19 protein-coding genes are annotated in these 18,578 nt (G+C 43.7%); 9 read left to right on the forward strand and 10 right to left on the reverse strand.

What is annotated here, in order from left to right; genetic code table 11:
* Positions 1-11: 11 nt before the first annotated feature.
* The 3 genes from speB to AACR75_RS09880 form a co-directional block, all read right to left on the reverse strand.
* Entirely contained in the window at positions 12-941 is a 930-nt protein-coding gene (gene speB / locus AACR75_RS09870; RefSeq protein ID WP_013867969.1) for an agmatinase, read from the reverse strand.
* Complete coding sequence (speA, locus tag AACR75_RS09875) at positions 942-2,852, reverse strand: arginine decarboxylase (RefSeq protein ID WP_026027469.1); 1,911 nt, start codon at positions 2,850-2,852, stop codon at positions 942-944. It lies immediately after the preceding gene.
* A 186-nt stretch (positions 2,853-3,038) separates the two neighbouring features.
* Positions 3,039-3,875, reverse strand: coding sequence for a tetratricopeptide repeat protein (locus tag AACR75_RS09880; RefSeq protein WP_202599017.1), 837 nt, complete (start codon positions 3,873-3,875; stop codon positions 3,039-3,041).
* Positions 3,876-4,202: 327 nt separating this feature from the next.
* Between AACR75_RS09880 and proV the strand changes: the two genes are divergently transcribed.
* From proV to AACR75_RS09910, 6 genes are all read left to right on the forward strand, one after another.
* Complete coding sequence (gene proV, locus AACR75_RS09885) at positions 4,203-5,390, forward strand: glycine betaine/L-proline ABC transporter ATP-binding protein ProV (protein WP_013867972.1); 1,188 nt, start codon at positions 4,203-4,205, stop codon at positions 5,388-5,390.
* Between the two features lie 2 nt (positions 5,391-5,392).
* Positions 5,393-6,499 carry a glycine betaine/L-proline ABC transporter permease ProW gene (gene proW, locus AACR75_RS09890; protein ID WP_047689956.1) on the forward strand — a complete coding sequence of 369 codons (1,107 nt, stop codon included), beginning with the start codon at positions 5,393-5,395 and terminating at the stop codon, positions 6,497-6,499.
* Positions 6,496-7,503 (forward strand): glycine betaine/L-proline ABC transporter substrate-binding protein ProX, encoded by a 1,008-nt coding sequence (gene proX / locus AACR75_RS09895; protein ID WP_017043349.1) that lies wholly within the window; start codon positions 6,496-6,498, stop codon positions 7,501-7,503. Before proW ends, proX begins: the two co-directional genes overlap by 4 nt.
* Before the next feature lie 6 nt (positions 7,504-7,509).
* Entirely contained in the window at positions 7,510-8,040 is a 531-nt protein-coding gene (locus AACR75_RS09900) for a MarR family winged helix-turn-helix transcriptional regulator (protein ID WP_013867975.1), read from the forward strand.
* 136 nt (positions 8,041-8,176) lie between these two features.
* A complete protein-coding gene (locus tag AACR75_RS09905; RefSeq protein ID WP_047689958.1) occupies positions 8,177-8,743 on the forward strand; it encodes a mechanosensitive ion channel domain-containing protein in 567 nt (188 codons plus the stop codon).
* Positions 8,740-10,086, forward strand: coding sequence for a magnesium transporter (locus AACR75_RS09910; RefSeq protein WP_047689959.1), 1,347 nt, complete (start codon positions 8,740-8,742; stop codon positions 10,084-10,086). The genes AACR75_RS09905 and AACR75_RS09910 overlap by 4 nt, the downstream gene beginning before the upstream one ends.
* A 122-nt stretch (positions 10,087-10,208) precedes the next feature.
* Here AACR75_RS09910 and AACR75_RS09915 read toward each other — a convergent pair whose 3' ends face one another.
* The 6 genes from AACR75_RS09915 to AACR75_RS09940 form a co-directional block, all read right to left on the reverse strand.
* Positions 10,209-11,624: an aspartate kinase gene (locus tag AACR75_RS09915; protein WP_013867979.1), complete on the reverse strand. Its 1,416-nt coding sequence runs from the start codon at positions 11,622-11,624 to the stop codon at positions 10,209-10,211.
* 48 nt (positions 11,625-11,672) lie between these two features.
* Complete coding sequence (locus AACR75_RS09920; RefSeq protein ID WP_013867980.1) at positions 11,673-12,059, reverse strand: ectoine synthase; 387 nt, start codon at positions 12,057-12,059, stop codon at positions 11,673-11,675.
* A gap of 9 nt (positions 12,060-12,068) precedes the next feature.
* On the reverse strand, positions 12,069-13,334 hold the full coding sequence (gene ectB, locus AACR75_RS09925) for a diaminobutyrate--2-oxoglutarate transaminase (RefSeq protein ID WP_047689962.1): 1,266 nt from the start codon (positions 13,332-13,334) through the stop codon (positions 12,069-12,071).
* 11 nt (positions 13,335-13,345) lie between these two features.
* Entirely contained in the window at positions 13,346-13,912 is a 567-nt protein-coding gene (gene ectA, locus AACR75_RS09930; protein WP_017046068.1) for a diaminobutyrate acetyltransferase, read from the reverse strand.
* 490 nt (positions 13,913-14,402) lie between these two features.
* Positions 14,403-14,912: a hypothetical protein gene (locus AACR75_RS09935; protein WP_017046067.1), complete on the reverse strand. Its 510-nt coding sequence runs from the start codon at positions 14,910-14,912 to the stop codon at positions 14,403-14,405.
* A 40-nt stretch (positions 14,913-14,952) separates the two neighbouring features.
* Positions 14,953-15,465 carry a nicotinate-nicotinamide nucleotide adenylyltransferase gene (locus tag AACR75_RS09940; RefSeq protein WP_010318565.1) on the reverse strand — a complete coding sequence of 171 codons (513 nt, stop codon included), beginning with the start codon at positions 15,463-15,465 and terminating at the stop codon, positions 14,953-14,955.
* A 104-nt stretch (positions 15,466-15,569) separates the two neighbouring features.
* Here AACR75_RS09940 and nadE point away from each other — a divergent pair, with 104 nt between their 5' ends.
* Entirely contained in the window at positions 15,570-16,400 is an 831-nt protein-coding gene (gene nadE / locus AACR75_RS09945) for an ammonia-dependent NAD(+) synthetase (RefSeq protein ID WP_026028381.1), read from the forward strand.
* A 93-nt stretch (positions 16,401-16,493) separates the two neighbouring features.
* Here nadE and AACR75_RS09950 read toward each other — a convergent pair whose 3' ends face one another.
* Positions 16,494-16,955 carry a TetR/AcrR family transcriptional regulator gene (locus tag AACR75_RS09950; protein WP_047689966.1) on the reverse strand — a complete coding sequence of 154 codons (462 nt, stop codon included), beginning with the start codon at positions 16,953-16,955 and terminating at the stop codon, positions 16,494-16,496.
* A gap of 510 nt (positions 16,956-17,465) precedes the next feature.
* Between AACR75_RS09950 and AACR75_RS09955 the strand changes: the two genes are divergently transcribed.
* Together AACR75_RS09955 and AACR75_RS09960 are read left to right on the forward strand one after the other, a co-directional pair.
* Positions 17,466-17,768, forward strand: coding sequence for a YfcZ/YiiS family protein (locus tag AACR75_RS09955; protein WP_010318562.1), 303 nt, complete (start codon positions 17,466-17,468; stop codon positions 17,766-17,768).
* A 121-nt stretch (positions 17,769-17,889) separates the two neighbouring features.
* A complete protein-coding gene (locus tag AACR75_RS09960) occupies positions 17,890-18,516 on the forward strand; it encodes a hypothetical protein (RefSeq protein ID WP_013867989.1) in 627 nt (208 codons plus the stop codon).
* Positions 18,517-18,578 lie beyond the last annotated feature (62 nt).

Here is an 18,578-nt window from a genome sequence, read left to right on the forward strand (position 1 = left end):
TGACTTATTTTTTATGACGCCACGTTTGGCTTAGAAGCCCAAACGTAAAGCAGCTCTAGAGCAATTGTCGCACCAGCCAAAGCAGTTAGCTCACTTTGATCGTACGGAGGAGAAACTTCAACAACATCCATTCCCACCAAATTAATACCGGCCAATGCACGAATGATTTTCAGCACTTTATCGGAATTCAATCCACCACATACTGGCGTACCCGTTCCAGGAGCAAAAGCGGGATCTAAGCAGTCAATATCAAACGTTAGGTATACGGGTTTATCACCAATAGTTTGACGAATATTAGCGACGATCTCTTCCACTGACATATCATTCGCTTGCATCGCATTGATGACATTAAAACCGTGGCCTTCCTGTTTGTATTCGGTACGAATACCCACTTGCACAGAATGCTTGGCTGAGATTAACCCTTCCTTCGGCGCATGATAGAACATAGTGCCGTGATCATAAGCGCTGCCATTGGCATAGGTGTCTGTATGAGCATCAAAGTGAATCAATGCCATTTCGCCATAATATTTGGCATAAGCGCGCAATATAGGCAGCGTGATAAAGTGGTCACCACCTAAAGCAAGCATGGTTTTGCCACTTTTTAGAATTTCGCTAGTCGCCGCTTCTAAGCGATAAGTGAAATCTTCAGCGTCACCACAATCAAAAACCAAATCGCCCGCGTCGATCACTTTGGTATCTTGGAACAAGTTAAAGTTCCAAGGAAACTTTTTACCTTCCCATGCAAGGTTCACTGAAGCGCGACGAATCGCATCTGGACCCATTCTCGCCCCCGGGCGACCTGATGTAGCCATATCCAAAGGTACGCCCAGTACCACGACATCGGCATCTGCACTTACTGGGTCTTTAACATAAGGACGACGTACAAACGTCATCGCATTGGAATACAGGGAATAATCAGTTTTAGTAAACAAATCATTCATTTAGAAATCCTCTAGATAGGTATAACCGCTCAAGCCTTGCTCAAGCTCTTGCAATACATTTTCTTGTTCTTCAACCGCCACACGCTGGCTAACTAATTCGCGGTAGTTTTTACGGATGGCATCCACATCAATATGGACATAGCGCATCATATCTTCAACCGTGTCTCCTTCGTTGATCGATACGATTTCAGTTTCGCCATTCTCTGCCATGTTCACCACCACGCTGTGTGTGTCGCCAAATAGGTTATGCATATCGCCTAAGATCTCTTGATAGGCCCCTACAAGGAAGAATCCCATCAAATACGGTTCATCGGCATTCCATGCTGGCACTGGCAGCGTCGTTTCAATACCTTGCCCCTCGACGTACTGCTCGATTGCACCATCAGAATCACAGGTGATATCCAGCATCACGGCGCGGCGATCTTCCACTTTTTCAAGGCCAGACAATGGCAACACAGGGAAAACTTGGTCGATTCCCCACGCATCTGGCAATGATTGAAACAGTGAAAAGTTAACAAAAAACTTATCCGCCAAACGCTCATTCAGTTCATCCAAAATAGGACGATGGAAACGGTTTTTGGTACTCATTTGCAGTGTCAATTCGTGATAAATGCGCAGCGATAGCTGTTCAGCCCAAGCACGGTGCTGAAGGTTAATAACGCCAGTCGAAAACTGGTTGTGCGCTTCCGACAGATCGCTTTGCGTATCGTTGTAAATTTCAATCAGTGCACGCGCATCAGAGCCTTCACTTAAGCTTTGCCAGTTACGCCACATGTTTTGTAGCAATACCGGAGCTTCTTCACCGACTTCTGGAATCTCTTCTGGGTAATACGCTTCTGTACCAATAACATTAGTGATAAGTACGGCGTGGTGCGCGGTAATCGAGCGGCCTGATTCAGAAATAATGACTGGCCTTGGCTGACTATATAACTGGCACACATCGCTTACCGTGCTTACGATATTGCGTGCATATTCAGCTAAACCATAGTTCATCGAGTTGGATGATTGACTGCGTGTACCGTCGTAGTCCACCGCCAAACCGCCACCCACATCGAAGAAGTCAATCTCCGCACCAATATCACGCAGCTCGCAGTAAAAACGCGCCGCTTCGTTCACGCCATTACGCACATCACGAATATTCGCCATTTGCGAACCTAAGTGGAAATGCACCAGTTGCAACGCTTCTAGTTGCTGCTCTTTTTTAAGGCGTTCGATAACGGTCAACACTTGAGAGGCAGAGAGCCCAAACTTCGATTTTTCACCACCACTCGCCTGCCATTTCCCCGCGCCTTGAGAAGCTAAACGAATGCGGAGCCCTAAACGTGGTTTCACGCCTAGGCTTTTCGCTTCTTTCAGCACGAGATCCAGCTCAGACAATTTTTCCAAAACGATGAATACTTTATGGCCAAGCTTTTCACCAATCAGGGCCAGACGAATGTACTCTCTGTCTTTGTAGCCGTTACATACAATCACTGAACTTGCTTGTTGGGCTAAAGCCAATACCGCCAATAATTCTGGCTTACTGCCCGCTTCCAATCCAAGCTGTTTAGTCTCTAGCTGCGCTTGGCTGGCTAAAATCTCATCTACCACTTCTTTTTGTTGGTTCACTTTGATTGGGTAGACCAACAGGTAGTTGTTTGGATATTGGTATTCTTCAATCGCCTGATTAAAGGCGTCACAAATGTTATGTACGCGTTGATGCAGGATCTGCGGAAAACGTACAAGCACAGGCAAATTTAAATCACGCGCTTCAAGCTGCTTTACGATCGAACTCAAGGGGGTTTGGTGCGCCTTATCATGGCGCGGCGAAACATAAACTTCGCCTTGATTGTCAATACCGAAGAAGCCTTGGCTCCAATAATGAACATTGTAGTCAGCGCGAACGCGATCTAATTTGGATGGTTGTTCCACATCTAATCTCACAAAAACAGAGAGTAAAAAGTGAATCAGAAAGTCTGATATCACGACTTGACGCCTGTAACGTCAGGCGCATTAACGGTTAAAAGCGTATGTGTGTCTAATGATAATAATTTGTCGTTAAGATTACGTTTGATTATCACCAGTTCGTTATAAAAAGTGGATGAAATTTAATACAAATCAAATGTTGCTACTGATCAGCTCGTCAAACTTCTTATTGCCGTGTAGCCCTTCTAAATCAGCTTCTTCTGCAATTAAATCTCGCAATGAAGCGCTAATTTCCGTGGCTCTTTGTAAATCCTCAATCGCTTGTTCTTCGGCTCCGATACGCGCATACGCACATGCTCGTTGGTACAAGGCTGGCGCATTAGCATCATCCAACTCTAGCACGCGATTACATAGACTCAGTGCCCAGTAGTATTCCCGAATTTCCATCGCAGCATCTGCTTTGTATGTCAACGCTTCCAAATCTCCGGGACGGATTTTTAAAATTTCGTCATACACTTCAATACGCTGCTCTGGTGTTTGGACACTTTGCGCTCTCAACCATAAGTTATGGATTTCATTAATAATTTCAATTTCACGGTTGTTTTCGGTAATGATGCGTGTTTTGCGCTTGAGATCTCGCTCCAAGGCGAGGAATTTTTTCTCATATTCCTGCGCAATTTGATTTAGCCGTTTATCGGCCAGTTCACGCGTGTTGTGCTTCACTTCTTTAAGTGACTGCCAACCAATTAATGCAACTAATGAGGCAACACCAGCGATGACATAGAAAAAATAGGTCACCGTCACATTCGAGTAATTCAGTGACTTGTCTGCAACGGACAATTCTCTGTCGGTAATTTGAATCGTGAGTCGCCGTTCAAGATCTTGTTGATCTTGTCTTAACGCTTTCAGCTCATCCAATATGTAGCGCTCAACCAAAGGACGATCCAGTATTGGCGATTCAGAATAAGACTCTTCCTGTGCCAGTGTTGGGAAAGACGTTAGCACTATCAGGAACAAGAATAGCTGCAATAATTGCCGCACAATCGGTTGCTCATTTATTTTTCTCACTCTCTACCTCTTTCATCAGACACGTTGTCGATTTATTCGTCGCCATTTTCAGTTCTTCACACCAATAAAGCCAAGCCTCTCAGGCTTACCATTTTCACACAACAATTTCAGCTCAAACTATTTTTCATTTCTTACGTTTTATTTTATACATAAAAAATCAATAACTTAATGACAAAAAGGCCAATAAATATTCAGTTAAAACTTGAAATCCGTCAAACTAATGTTTAGTGTACTATACATATTTACGGCTAAACATTAAATAGCCATGAAGAACAAAGGATGTAAATCATGTCACCCGTGTTAGAAGTTAAGAACCTCTACAAGGTATTTGGAGAGACTCCACAACAGGCTTTCCCGCTGTTAGAAAAAGGGTTGGATAAGGACCAAATTTTCGAGCAAACCGGGCTCACTGTTGGGGTCAAGGATGTGTCTCTTTCAATCAATGAAGGGGAGATTTTTGTCATTATGGGTTTGTCCGGTTCGGGCAAGTCCACTTTAGTTCGATTGTTGAACCGCCTGATTGAGCCAACCCAAGGAAGTGTTTTACTGAAGGGTAAGGATATTGCTCATATTTCAGAGCAAGAGCTGCGCGATGTAAGACGTAAAAATATCTCAATGGTATTTCAGAACTTCGCACTCATGCCACATATGACCGTTCTTGAAAACGCTGCCTTTGGATTAGAACTATCAGGAGTGGTGGCTCATGAACGTAATAAAAGTGCAAAAGAAGCGCTCGCTCGGGTTGGCTTAGACGCCTACTGTGAGTCATTCCCTGATGAGTTATCGGGTGGGATGAAACAACGCGTTGGTTTGGCTCGTGCACTCGCCAACGACCCTGACATTTTGTTAATGGACGAAGCATTTTCCGCACTCGACCCGTTAATCCGCACCGAAATGCAAGATGAACTAATCCGCCTGCAAAATGATGATAAGCGAACCATCGTTTTTATTTCTCATGACCTTGATGAAGCAATGAGAATTGGTGACCGTATCGCCATCATGCAAGATGGCATCGTCGTACAAACGGGCACGCCCGATGAAATATTGCATCATCCTGCTAACGATTACGTCAGTTCATTCTTTCGTGGCGTTAATGTTGCCAGTGTTTTTTCAGCTAAAGACATTGCCCGTAAAAAACCCGCGGCCGTTTTTAAAAAACACGACAATGATGGCCCGGCTGCAGCAATGCAGTTACTGATGGATCATGACCGAGACTACGGAATTGTAGTTGACCGTACGAATAAATACTCTGGCATTGTGTCGCTCGACTCTCTGAAACAAGCTCTCAAGCAACAAACATCACTTAGCGCGGCACTACTGCCTGACATTGTGACGGTTGATCCGGAGCTGTCTGTTAGTGAATTAATCAGCCAAGTTGCTGAAGTCCCCTACGCCGTGCCTGTTGTCGATCAGCAGGGAAATTATTACGGCGTGATCACCAAATCACGCTTATTGCAGACTTTGGATAGGGAATAATTATGACAACGGAAACCAACATTCAATCCACAGAGGCGCTTGACCCATGGGCGTCTGCCGCGCAAACGCCTGTCAGCAACGATCCTTGGTCAGCGACTACTGCATCCCCAACTACAGCAGGTGATTGGTTAAATGGCGCAACCGACGCTCCCGCGCCTTTCGATTGGCTGCACCCATTTCAAGATGCAATTATCCCCTTTGATCACTGGGTTGAAACCGGGCTGGGTTGGTTAGTGGAACACGGTAGGCCATTATTTCAAGCTGTCAGAGTACCTGTTGATTTTATTTTAAGTTCATTTGAAACCACGTTAGTTTCAACGCCAGCGCCTGTGATGTTGTTGATTTTATTTTTGATCACATGGCAACTTGCTGGACCTAAAATGGGTATAGCTTCATTAGCCTCACTGATTACAATTGGATTAATCGGAGCGTGGTCACAAGCAATGGTCACCCTCGCCTTGGTCATGACCTCGGTATTCTTTTGCCTATTGATTGGCTTGCCACTTGGGATTTGGCTGGCCAGAAATCAAACGGCTGCAAAATTCATCCGCCCCGTTTTGGATGCGATGCAAACCACGCCCGCATTCGTGTATTTAGTCCCGATCGTGATGCTGTTCGGAATTGGCAACGTACCTGGCGTGGTGGTAACCATTATTTTCGCCCTGCCACCGATTGTTCGTTTAACCATCTTAGGTATTCAACAAGTTCCCGAAGAGCTTATCGAAGCAGGCCATGCATTCGGCGCAAGCCCAAAACAGATGCTCTACCGTATTCAGTTACCACTAGCCATGCCGACCATTATGGCTGGTGTCAACCAAACACTGATGCTATCGCTGTCGATGGTTGTAATTGCCTCCATGATTGCTGTCGGTGGCTTGGGGCAAATGGTTTTGCGTGGTATTGGCCGACTTGATATGGGACTCGCTGCCGTGGGGGGACTTGGCATTGTCATTCTCGCCATCTTACTTGATCGCCTAACTCAGCATATCGGTACAGAAAATCGCGATCAAAAAGTACGCTGGTATCAAACCGGCCCTATCTCACCCTTTTATTTACTGAAGCAAAAACTGACTCATCAGAGTGCCAACAATCTAGGAGAACAGAAATGAATTACGCATGGAAGACGTTAATCTCAACCAGTTTAATCGCATCGGCGGCATTACCCATCAGCGCTTGGGCTGATAAACTTCCTGGCAAAGGTATTAGTGTACAACCCGTACAATCGACAGTGGCTGAAGAAACATTTCAAACTCTCATCGTGAACAAAGCGATGGAAGCGCTGGGGTACGATGTCAAACCGACCAAAGAAGTCGACTACAACGTGGCTTATACTTCGATTGCCGAAGGCGATGCAACCTATCTCGCCGTTGGGTGGTTTCCTTTACACGCCGACAAATACTCGATGGCGGGCGGCGACGCTAAGTTCTATCGAAAAGGTCAATATATATCAGGAGCAGCGCAAGGCTACTTGATTGATAAAAAAACGGCAGATAAGTACGGTATTACTAATATTGCTCAGTTAAAAGACCCTAAAATCGCCAAGCTGTTTGATGCAAATGGCGATGGTAAAGCAGACTTAACTGGCTGCACACCCGGCTGGGGTTGTGAGATGGTGATTGAGGAGCACTTAACCGCCTACGGTTTACGACCGACCGTTACTCACAACCAAGGTAACTATGCCGCTATCATTGCCGATACGATTTCACGATACAAAAAAGGCGACCCTATCCTTTATTACACTTGGACACCTTATTGGGTGAGTGGGGTTTTGGTCCCTGGTAAAGATGTCACTTGGCTTGAAGTCCCTTTCTCTGCCCTACCTGGTGAGCGCAAAAATATCGATACAACCCTACCCAACGGAAAGAACTTCGGCTTTGAGATGAACAGTATGCTGATTGTCGCCAATAAAAAATTCGCTCTAGAAAACCCAGCCGCAGCAAAACTTTTTGAAATCATGAAATTGAATATTAATGATATCAGTGCGCAAAACATGATCATGAGTAAAGGTAAAAACTCTGCCAAAGATATTGAAGCTCATGCCAATGGTTGGATAAAAGCTCACCAATCTGAATTCGATTCGTGGATAAAAACCGCCAAAGAAGCCGCTAAGTAAGAGAGTATGGAGCCGCCCATATCAAAAGGGTGGCTCTGCTTATTTTCAAGGAGGAAAGTATTGGATATTCATGAAGAAGTACTGGTCGCTATACGCCAAATTATTCGTGCGACAGATCTCCATTCCAAAAAAATAAACAAAGATTTTGGCCTCACTAGCCCCCAACTATTGTTAATGCGTGCGATCCAAAACTCGGCCGATATGACCATAAAGCAACTCTCCGATCATACGAATATGAGCCAAGCTACAGCGACCAGCATTTTGGATCGCTTAGAAAAACGCGCACTGATCATTCGAGAGCGAGATCAACAAGATAAACGTAAAGTTCATGCGTTGTTAACCCCAACAGGAGATGAATTATTACTCAAAGCACCCACACTGCTAAAAGATAGCTTTATTGAACAATTTCAGGCGTTAAACGCATGGGAACAAACTCTCATTCTCTCCACTTTACAGCGGTTATCGATGATGATGAAAACACCAGAAATAGAAGCATCGACGCTATTGTCTAGTCTAGAACCCGATGACCCTCTCTAGTTTTTATTCGACCGACTAAAGCAAATTGGTTACTTTTTTCTCAACCCAATTCCAATTATCAACCTCAGCCAGATTAGAGGTTGTAATTGACTGAATTTCGGTTATTTTGAACCAAATCTCCTTTTTCTGATTCGTCATGGAATACTTAGACTTATTTCAAAAAAATTATCAATGGATCATCACGATCATGGCGTTGCTTATTTATCCTAAAACAGCCAGCTACACCGTGCGATGGTTTGAGAATATGGTCATAGGCAAAGTCGATATTCATCGGCTTAAACGAGCACGTTGGCTGGTGAAGGCCTTACTCTTCTTGGTGTTAGTGTTGACTCTGCTAATGATGTGGGGCGTGGAACTGCGTGGGTTATTGGTTGTTGGCTCATCACTTTTTGCGTTGCTTGGCGTCGGTTTGTTTGCAGGTTGGTCTTTGCTGAGCAACGTCACCTCATTTCTGGTTTTATTTGTACAAAACCACTGTCGCATCGGTTTATGGGTACGAGTGGTGGATGGCGCAAATTTTGTTGAAGGTAAAATCGTCGACATGAATCTACTCAATGTCGTATTAGAGAATGTTGATGGCAATACAGTGCTCTATCCAAACAACCTCTTTATTGTTCGCCCTGTAATTGTATTAAACAAAACTCCAGAAAAAGCCGTGAAAAAAATCGAGAAGAAACAACTTCCTGTCGGAGTAAAACGTTGAACGAATATCAAGACCTTTCACTGCATATTGAAACGATTTCAAAAGCCGATGAGCAGCAACAAATCGACTTACTCGGCGAGTACGTGGAAAGTGGGCTTGATGAAAGCTCGATCGCAATCATCTTAGAAGCTTTTCCTGTCGAGCAGCGGGTACGTCTGTGGCGTAGCCTACCCTTAGAGCTACACATTGATGTACTGACAGAGATGCGTGCTGAAGTACGTTTTTCTATCATCAACGCACTGTCAGAAATAGAACTAAAACTGACTCTCGCCAAACTCGATAACTTATCTCTGCTCGAATGGGCCGATTCTCTGCCAGATGAAATCATCAGTGAAGCGCTGCGCTTAATTAGTCGCGACGAGCTTGAATTGTATGATCAAGCCAATGCCTATGAAGATAGTGAAGTTGGCCACTGGGCAAACCGTAAAGTGTATACCTTGCCTTTCAGCATCAGTGTCGACAAAGCCAAGATACTATTGGAGAAATATCATTATGACTCTCCACAACATATCTATTTGATCAACAAAGCAAAAAAATTCCAAGGTATCGTGAGTTATACAGAAATTTTGCTTGCTGAAAGCAAAACTTTACTGAAAAACATCAAGCAAGATGATCTCTTTACGCTGAATGCTCACCAGTCACTTTCTGAAGCAGTAGAAGCGTTAGAACATTCCCAATTGCCGACTGTCGCCATCATTGATAACCATGAAATCTTAGTGGGTGAAATTGACTGGCAATTTGCCCTGAGTACACAACGAGAGATTTACGAATCGCGCTTAATGGCAGGTACGGGTATGGATGAAGGAGATGACTTATTTGCACCCATCATTAAAAGCTCCAAAAAACGAGGCCTTTGGCTCGGGATCAACCTGCTGACCGCCATCCTCGCTTCGGTCACTATAGGGATGTTTGAAACGGTCATCTCGCAAGTTGTCGCGTTAGCGGTGTTGATGCCAATTGTTGCCTCGATGGGTGGTATTGCGGGAAGTCAAACCTTAACCTTGATGGTACGTGCCATGGCATTGAACCAAATTACACCGGGTAACCGTTTTGCGTTGCTCAAAAATGAAATTGGTATTGGTTCCATTAACGGTTTGTTATGGGCGTTGATCATTGGTGCTTTGGCAGGGCTCTGGTTCCAGTCAGCGATGATTGGCGCCACCATTTCACTGGCCATTGTTGTAAATATCATTACCGCCGCGCTGTTTGGGGTACTCATCCCGATCACGCTTGATAAGTTTAAGCTTGACCCAGCATTAGCGGGCTCTGTCATCTTAACCACAGTAACGGATGTTGTCGGCTTCTTTGCCTTCTTGGGCACAGCAAGTTTAGTGATGTTGTAGCTTTCCAAACCGCTTGAAACCTAAGCGAGCTAAACCACTTAAAAAATAGCCGCTCAGAAAATAAATCCCCAATCACGTAGATTACTATGTGATTGGGGGGAACGATGCTTCAATCTGAACCGCTAAGCCGCTTTTTTGGTAGATAGCGGTTTCGCAATCAACACATCATGTAAAACACAAATCGCGCGATTGTAATCGTTGTCTTCTACGACGAATTGTACATTGACATTACGCATCGACGAGTGAGCGGCAATAGGGCTAATTTTTGCGTTAACTAATGCTTGCATGCCTTGCGTTAATGCGTTGTTGGTGTTCATTGATGCACCGATTGCGGAAATGAGGGCGACCATTTTTCCTGATACGGATGCATTCGGGTAGCGCTTCTCTATTTTGTACAACACGTGGTTTAAGTTATCGCTGCTGCCACTGAGGTAATACGTCATCGAGTTTGCATTCATCTCTTTACCAACGAGATGTACCTTAGCTTCGGCGATCACTTCCATCAATTCATAACTGGCATTATCAATTTTCCCGACCATGCTTTGGTCAAAAATATGCAAGGCGAACACTTTGTCCTTGCCCGCAATAATCTCTACCTTATTGTTCTGAGGCTTATGAACATTGGAAATGAGAGTACCTTTATGCTCTGGTTCGAACGTATTTTTGATTCTGAGCTCAATCCCCTGCTGACGCAGCCCAGCTGCCGCATTCGGATGAATCGCTTCCATACCTAAATTAGCCAGTTGGTCTGCTACGTCAAAGTTCGTCAATCCCATCGGGCTAACCTTATCCGCGCCTACAATTCTCGGGTCTGCGGAGCTTAAGTGATACTCTTTATGGATGATCGCTTGCGTTGCGTTGGTTAATGCGGCAATGCGGCTAAAGGTCATTTCACTATAGCCACGATCATAGGTTTTCATTAATCCTTCATTACAATAGGCGTAGCCAGTCACGATTGGCAGTTGCGTTGCTACATCAATGTCTTCGAAGGCAGCCAAAATCACCTCATCTAAGCTTCCTGCTTGCCCATTATTCCACCCAGAGAGATCAATGAAGCATGCATTAATCCCAAGAGTTTTTAGCTTCAAACTGGTGTTATAGGCACTATGAGCCTCGCCTATTGAAGATAAAAATTCTCGCACCTGAGGCAAATACTGACGCAATGAAAACTGCCCGTATTGACACGTTTCTAGAATGTTATTAATGCAGTTGACTGCTTCTGATATCCGCGAACGAATAAATTTATCCGCGCGAATACGACTCATAGGATCGGCGAACAAATGCTCATTAATCAGCAACATACGTTGCTCAAGTTGGTACATGGCTTCTTGCCATTGCGTATCATGTTTCGCGATCATCTGGTAAATACCGGGCTTGCCAGTGCGTTTGCATTCCAGTAGCGCATCGGTAATGGTTGCATACGCTGATACCACAAACACTCGATCATAAGGGTGATGAGGCCTTAGTAAAATATTGTCGAGCACAGCATCAAAAGCGCTCATTGATGTTCCACCGATTTTTTCTACGGTGTAAGACATGGGATCTCCTTTTCTTTTAAATTGAATGCAGTGAATCGTCGCGAGTGATTACTCAATGATCGGGTAAACACCTTTTTCATCATGCGTTTCAGTTCCTGTCAGTGGCGGGTTAAAAACACATGCCATAACCATATCGGCACCAGAATAAGCTCTTAAATAGTGCTCATCATGTTGATCAAGGATGTACAAAGTACCAGGTTTTATCGGGTAAGTTTCCCCTCCTATTACTTCGATTTCCCCTTCACCTGACATGCAATACACGGATTCCAAATGGTTTTGATAGTGGATATGGGTCTCTCCGCCTTTAAAAATGGTCGTAACATGGAATGAAAAACCCATATTGTCATCTTTCAGCAGCATACGAACGCTTTCCCAAGTTTGAGCAACAACCCGGCGCTCACTTTGGCGACACTCTTCTAATGTTCTAACAATCATTTTTTATTCCTAAGATGCTTTTTTAATTAACTGAGAGGCTAGCTCTTCTACCGCTTGTGCAAAAATATCTAAACCTTGGTCAAGTTCGGTTTCTGTGATAGTAAGTGGGCAGAAAAACTTAATTACTTCGTCATTTGGGCCTGCGGTTTCAATCACCATCCCTAGTTGAAAACAACGACGAGCAATTTTATGGGCGATCTCACCACTGCTGCATTCAATGCCTTGCATTAGTCCACGCCCTTTGTGGCGGTTAAACAGTGTGGGGAAACGACGCAGTGTGGTTTGAATGACATGCGTCACTTGCTTGGCTCGATGTGCGATATGAGTGGTAAAATCATCATTTGACCAATAGGTTTCCAGCGCTTTTGTAGCGGTTACAAAGGCGTGATTATTACCGCGAAAGGTTCCGTTGTGCTCTCCCGGTTTCCACACATCTAACTCAGGTTTCAGCAGCACAATCGCCATAGGTAACCCATAACCACTGAGCGATTTCGATAGCGTCACTATGTCCGGTTTTATTGCTGATGGCTCAAAACTGAAAAAGGTTCCCGTACGTCCACAACCAGCTTGAATATCGTCAACGATAAGCAGAATGTCGTTTTTCTTACAGAGACGACTTAAGCGTTGCAACCACTCGTTGGACGCGCAATTCAAGCCGCCCTCGCCTTGGACAACCTCCAATAATACCGCAGCCGGTTTGTCTAAACCCGATGAGTTGTCATTCAGCATATTTTCAAATAGCGACAGGCCATCAATATTGGCATAGCCATCATAAGGGAGCCGCGTCACGCCACCTAAGCTAAGCCCAGCGCCGCCTCGATGATGTTGATTTCCTGTTGCGGCAAGTGCGCCATAAGAGCAACCATGAAAGCCGTTAGTGAAAGCCACAATATTACTTCTACCCGTGGCTTTTCTGGCCAGCTTCATTGCCGCCTCTACAGCATTAGTCCCAGTTGGACCAGTAAACTGCACTTTGTAGTCGAGGTTTCTTGGTTCAAGAATGAGACTTTCAAATACCGCGAGGAACTCAGCCTTGGCAGAGGAGTGCATATCCAAGCCGTGAGTAATGCCGTCTTTATCAATGTACTCCAATAGCGCCTGCTTAAAGAGGGCGTTATTGTGACCATAATTTAACGAACCAGCTCCAGCCAAAAAATCTAAGTAGCGATCACCAGAATCGGTAAATAGCCAGCTTCCTTTTGCCGTAGAGAAAACTACGGGAAAGTGATTGGCATAAGATTGCACGTTTGATTCTTTCTTTTTAAAAATGTCCATAACGATGATAGTTATCCTGTTAAGTTAGAACGAGGTTTGAGCGGAATACGGTATAAATACTCGGTATCATGTTCACCTTCAAAGTGACGAGTTTGATCGAGAAAGGTCGATACCTCTCCTTGCTCGCCATGTGCTCGATCAAACTTCTTAAAGAGGCTCCATGAACCTTGATTGTTTTTCGTGATAGTCGTTTCCAATACACGAACATCAGCCATAACGTCACGAGCGAGCAATTCATGTAACAAATGTGAGGCAAGCCCTAGCCCACGAGCATTTGGATGCACGGCCACTTGCCAAATAAACAATTCATCAGAATTGTCAGGCTTTAAATAGGCCGAAATAAACCCCACGGTTTCGCCATTTCTTTCCGCTAAGATGCAGGTCTCTTGAAAGTGAATCGCTTGTAGGAAGTTACAGTATGAGGAGTTTTCATCTAAGGGAGGGCATAGCCCAATCAAATCATGTACACGCTGCCCGTCGGCTTGGTTAGGGGTACGAAACGTCCATTGTTCTGTCTTTGTTTGCATAATTTCCGGGTATGCAACCCAAGGTGCTGCTGTAATCATTGTCTGCCACATGAATAGTTAGAGCTCTAATTAAAAACCTCTATATAAACTAACAGTACAAATGAAAAATTCAACCCAAAAATTCAAAAAAATAACAACAATATACATAAATAACTGATTTAAAATGAATAAATAAGATTTAATATTTAACCAAAAAACCACAAATTAGTTAGATGTGTAATTAAATAAAAGTGAGATAGCAGAGCGAATGTGATTGAACCTAACGGCATTAGCAATCTGAGTCGTTTTTGCAGTTTGCATTTGCAGCCTGCAAAAATTTTCTTGGGGAAGTTTGAAAAAACAAGGAAACAATAGCAACTAAGCGCTATAAAACTTGGCACGTATTCTGCAATAACTATATCGACCCTTCTTAAGCCGAGGGTCACCTAGCCAACTGACGTTGTTAGTGAATACTCTTTGTTCACAATTTACATAGGCCAATCGCGAATATTGCGATTGGCTTTTTTGTTTTCTGAGGGAGTGTGTTTACTGAGGGAAAACGTTAGAAGGGAACTTCAATTTGCATCATGACAACGCTGTCGAAATCTTCATGCCAACGATAGTCAAAACGCATGCGCGGCTCACCCGCTTTTTTCTCGCCAAAACCGATACTCAGCTGTAAGCCGTGACTCATTAACCACTCTTCGGTTGACATATCACTTTGCTCGTCAAGCAATTCAGAGGGTATCCAGACTCCAAAGCCAATGTAGCTTGTGGCCAATTTCTGAGTAAACAGGGGATCCGAATCGGCTTTTAAAAACCAATCGGCCCAGTAAGATGAGTCGGCTGGAGATTCTTCAAATAAACCTAAAGCCAGCAGTTGTTTCGATGCGTAACCCATACTATCTAATATAGAAAAGCAGACGCCCGATGCTGGTAACATTGTTGGGCTACTATCTGCACCTAGTGTTAATTCTAACTCTGGCGTTAATAATGAACCGGAATAGAGATCGCAAGCTTCCGTCAGCGACGAAAACATGATTAACGCACAAACAGCCACATTTAACTTCATGAATGCAAACAGCTCCGACCACGAAAAGGGCGTGGATTGTCTAGTAAAGTTTTCTTTGCTGCAAGATTTTCCTAACAGAGATAGTCGTTAAATCGGCAATATCTAAATTTTCAGCTAACCGCTGACGAATATCAGTACTACGAATAGCGACTTTTTCAGGACAGGCCATGACTGACCAGCGTTGTAAGATATCTTGAGCTTTATAGAATTTCGCAAAATTGAACAGATTATCCGGGCCCATTACAAAAGTAATGTCAGCATCAGGTGATTGTTTTTGCAGTAATGACAAAACAGCGTGAGTTGTGACGCTCTGCCCGGGCTGTTGCAGTTCCTCTTCAACTATTGAGCGTTGTATCTTATCTGACTGCAAATCACGAATAAAAGCATCAATAAGTTCACAACGGATCTCATAACTGAGCATCTGCTTACCCCAAGCGTGTGAAATGCTCGGTACCAACAGAATTAAATCGAAATGGCTTAGCGATTCAATCACACTTTTATGTCCTAAGCTCGGAGGGTTAAAAGCACTCCCAAAGACGGCAATTTTGGTCATAGCAATCCTATTCAAGTCTGAAAACCATTTTCTCGGTTTTCTAATCTGATGATTTCGGTATGATACACCAAAGATTTATATTGCTTGCAGGAAAAGGAACCCTAATGGAACAAATGATCCGTGATGAGATGCGTGTTCTCTCATCCATTGACCCTGTTTATGAAATTGAACGGCGCGTTGAGTTTATTAAACGCAAATTGGTAGAATCTGGTTGTAAGTCTTTAGTGCTTGGCATCAGTGGTGGCGTCGACTCAACAACGTGCGGCCGTCTAGCCCAGCTCGCCGTGACACAACTCAACCAAGAATACGCTGTTAACGACTATCAGTTTATCGCCGTTCGTTTACCCTATGGCGAACAAAAAGATGAGGATGAAGCGCAGCTTGCTCTCTCCTTCATTCAACCTACACACTCAATTTCGGTCAATATTAAAACGGGTGTAGATGGCCTGCACTCAGCCTCTCTTGATGCGCTACAAGGCACAAGCTTAACTCCAACTGACAGTACCAAAATTGATTTCGTGAAAGGAAATGTAAAGGCGCGCGCTCGCATGGTCGCGCAGTACGAAATTGCAGGTTTTGTTGGTGCGTTAGTACTCGGCACGGATCATTCCGCAGAAAACATCACCGGTTTTTATACTAAATTTGGTGATGGCGCGTGTGATTTAGCACCACTGTTTGGCTTGAGTAAACGTCAAGTGCGCGCGGTAGCGGCTCAATTAGGTGCACCACAACAATTGGTTCAAAAAACACCCACTGCGGATTTAGAAGAGCTCGCACCACAAAAAGCAGATGAAGATGCGTTAAACTTAAGTTATGACCAAATCGATGATTTTTTAGAAGGGAAGCCTGTTTCCCAGCACGTGATTGACCGTCTTGTTGCGATTTACACAGCAACTCAGCATAAACGTCAACCGATCCCAACGTTGTACGACTGATCGACACAATCTCTCTATAAAAAGCACTAAAGCCAACCTCTCAGTTGGCTTTAGTGTTAAAGTCGACAATACAAGCTTGCACAAAGTGCCAAATTATTGACTCATTTTAATCAGTGATTTACCAATCAGCCACTCAAGCTCCCTTGCGCTCTCTTTGCCAAACTGTACAGCCACCGTTTTGTATAACCGATCGACACCATTTGCTGCAAATTCATCCGCATTTTCAGTCGTCACAACATGATGAAATAATAAACGCAAAATAGCCAAAAATTGTGCATTTTCCAGCGCATTTATCCAGCTATTTGAAAAGCTTGAAAGATCATTTTCAAAATCTAAATGCTCAACAAACAGCTTAAAAATCCGCCCATCTAAAGCGGCCGTAAAATCGGTTTTCTTTGGAAAATGTTGGCTAATCCCCGTTCGTGAAACCCCTGTTTGCTGACTCAACGTGGTATACGACATTTTGTCGTAACCTAGTCTCAATAGCTGATCGACAACAGCATCCATTATTCTCTGAATGGTGATTTCAGTATCTTCTTTACTACGCTTTGGCATGGTCCAGACTCTTCTCTTTTTTATTAATCCATCTAACTCAATTGCGATTATAGTGCCGTTTCGCGAATCACCCCTCGTGGTATGGCATTTTCTGTCTAAAAAACCATCCCTTAAAACAGTAAATTCAAACCAGAATTATCTTGTTAAAAGCGTTATCTACTGGCTTGTTACTGTCACTCCTTTAGCTATCACTAATAAAACCTAAATTTCCAGTTTGTTAGTCATCACCACTAATGGATGAAGCGCAATTTATAATATTAATAATTGTTTCAACCGAATAATCGTACAATCATCAACAATTCGCAACGAACTGAACACTGTTCTGACAAATTTATGACACAAAAACTAGTGATTATTTGAGCAGTATCACACTCATTAATTCATAACGATGGTTAAAAACTTTCGAACAACCAAAATAAGACGCGATTTGCCCCAAACCTGATTGGCTTTTTGTGGCTGATAAACGATTTGCCCGTTAGAATGTCCATACATTTACTAAGAGGATTCACAATGAGTATCGAAAAAGACGTTGATATCCAAGTCTGCGAAGCATGTGGCTGCGCTGGCGAAATTGGCTTTATTATCAAAGAAGGTGATGAAGTTGCCGAAGTGATGGTCATGGCACCCAACAAAGCTCAGCTAGAAGCTGAATTTGAGAAGTACCTCGCTCTTGCCAAACAGGTTTCAGATAATGTTGAGTTTGAAGTTTCACCGTTAGATGATAACTCTACTGAATTGCATGCACGTTTCAAATTTGAAGTCAGTGCTGAAAAGCTTATTTTTGAACTGAAGTCGCGCTCTTTGGCTCGTTAATCTAATTGCTCTTAGCGGGCCTAATCATGGCTCGCTTTTTTATCGCCCAAGCACTTTGCTTTCTCATCCTAGGCAATGCATTATTGAAGCTTAACCGTAATCTGCCGATACTTTAGGTATCGTGTCTTCATCTGCAGGCTTTATGAATAAGTTTTCGCTTTTACTAACATTATGCAACCTTCTCTATGCCTCTTGTGCATGGTCACAGCCGCTCGATCAATATCAAATCCTTAACCACCTTGATAATTATGGCAATCTCTATTTGCGTAATAAACCCTACACAACACTACCCGAAAATCTCACGCTCAAAGGCAACCTAAATATTGCTAAGACATCGATAAAATCCCTGCCTAAGGGCTTGAATGTGCAGGGTAGTTTAGAAGCATCTAATAGCTTGCTAGAGAATATTCCCAAAGGCACCACTATTCGTGGTTATGCGAACTTACTGGGTAGTAAAATCAAATCGTGGCCAATGAGAATCAAGGTCGGTGGTTACCTGAATTTCACGGATACACCGCTTGAAACGCTGCCTGCGAATCTCTTAGTCAAGGGGGATTTGAGCGTAATTCGAACGCCATTAACCCAATTGCCCGAAGGTTTGGTTGTGGAAGGGAGTTTGTTTATTGGCGGTTCCAAAATCACCGAATTTCCTGACACGATGACCGTCAATGGCAATATTTATTTGGGAGGTAATGTCATCAGTAAATGGCCAAGCAAACTAACCCTTGGCGGCGCGGTCGCAAGATAGGCTAGAAAAAGAGAAGAGAAGAGAAGAGAAGAGAAGAGAAGAGAAGAGAAGAGAAGAGAAGA

The sequence above is a fragment of the Vibrio sp. ZOR0018 genome (assembly GCF_963865925.1).
GTDB classification, from domain to species: domain Bacteria; phylum Pseudomonadota; class Gammaproteobacteria; order Enterobacterales; family Vibrionaceae; genus Vibrio; species Vibrio anguillarum.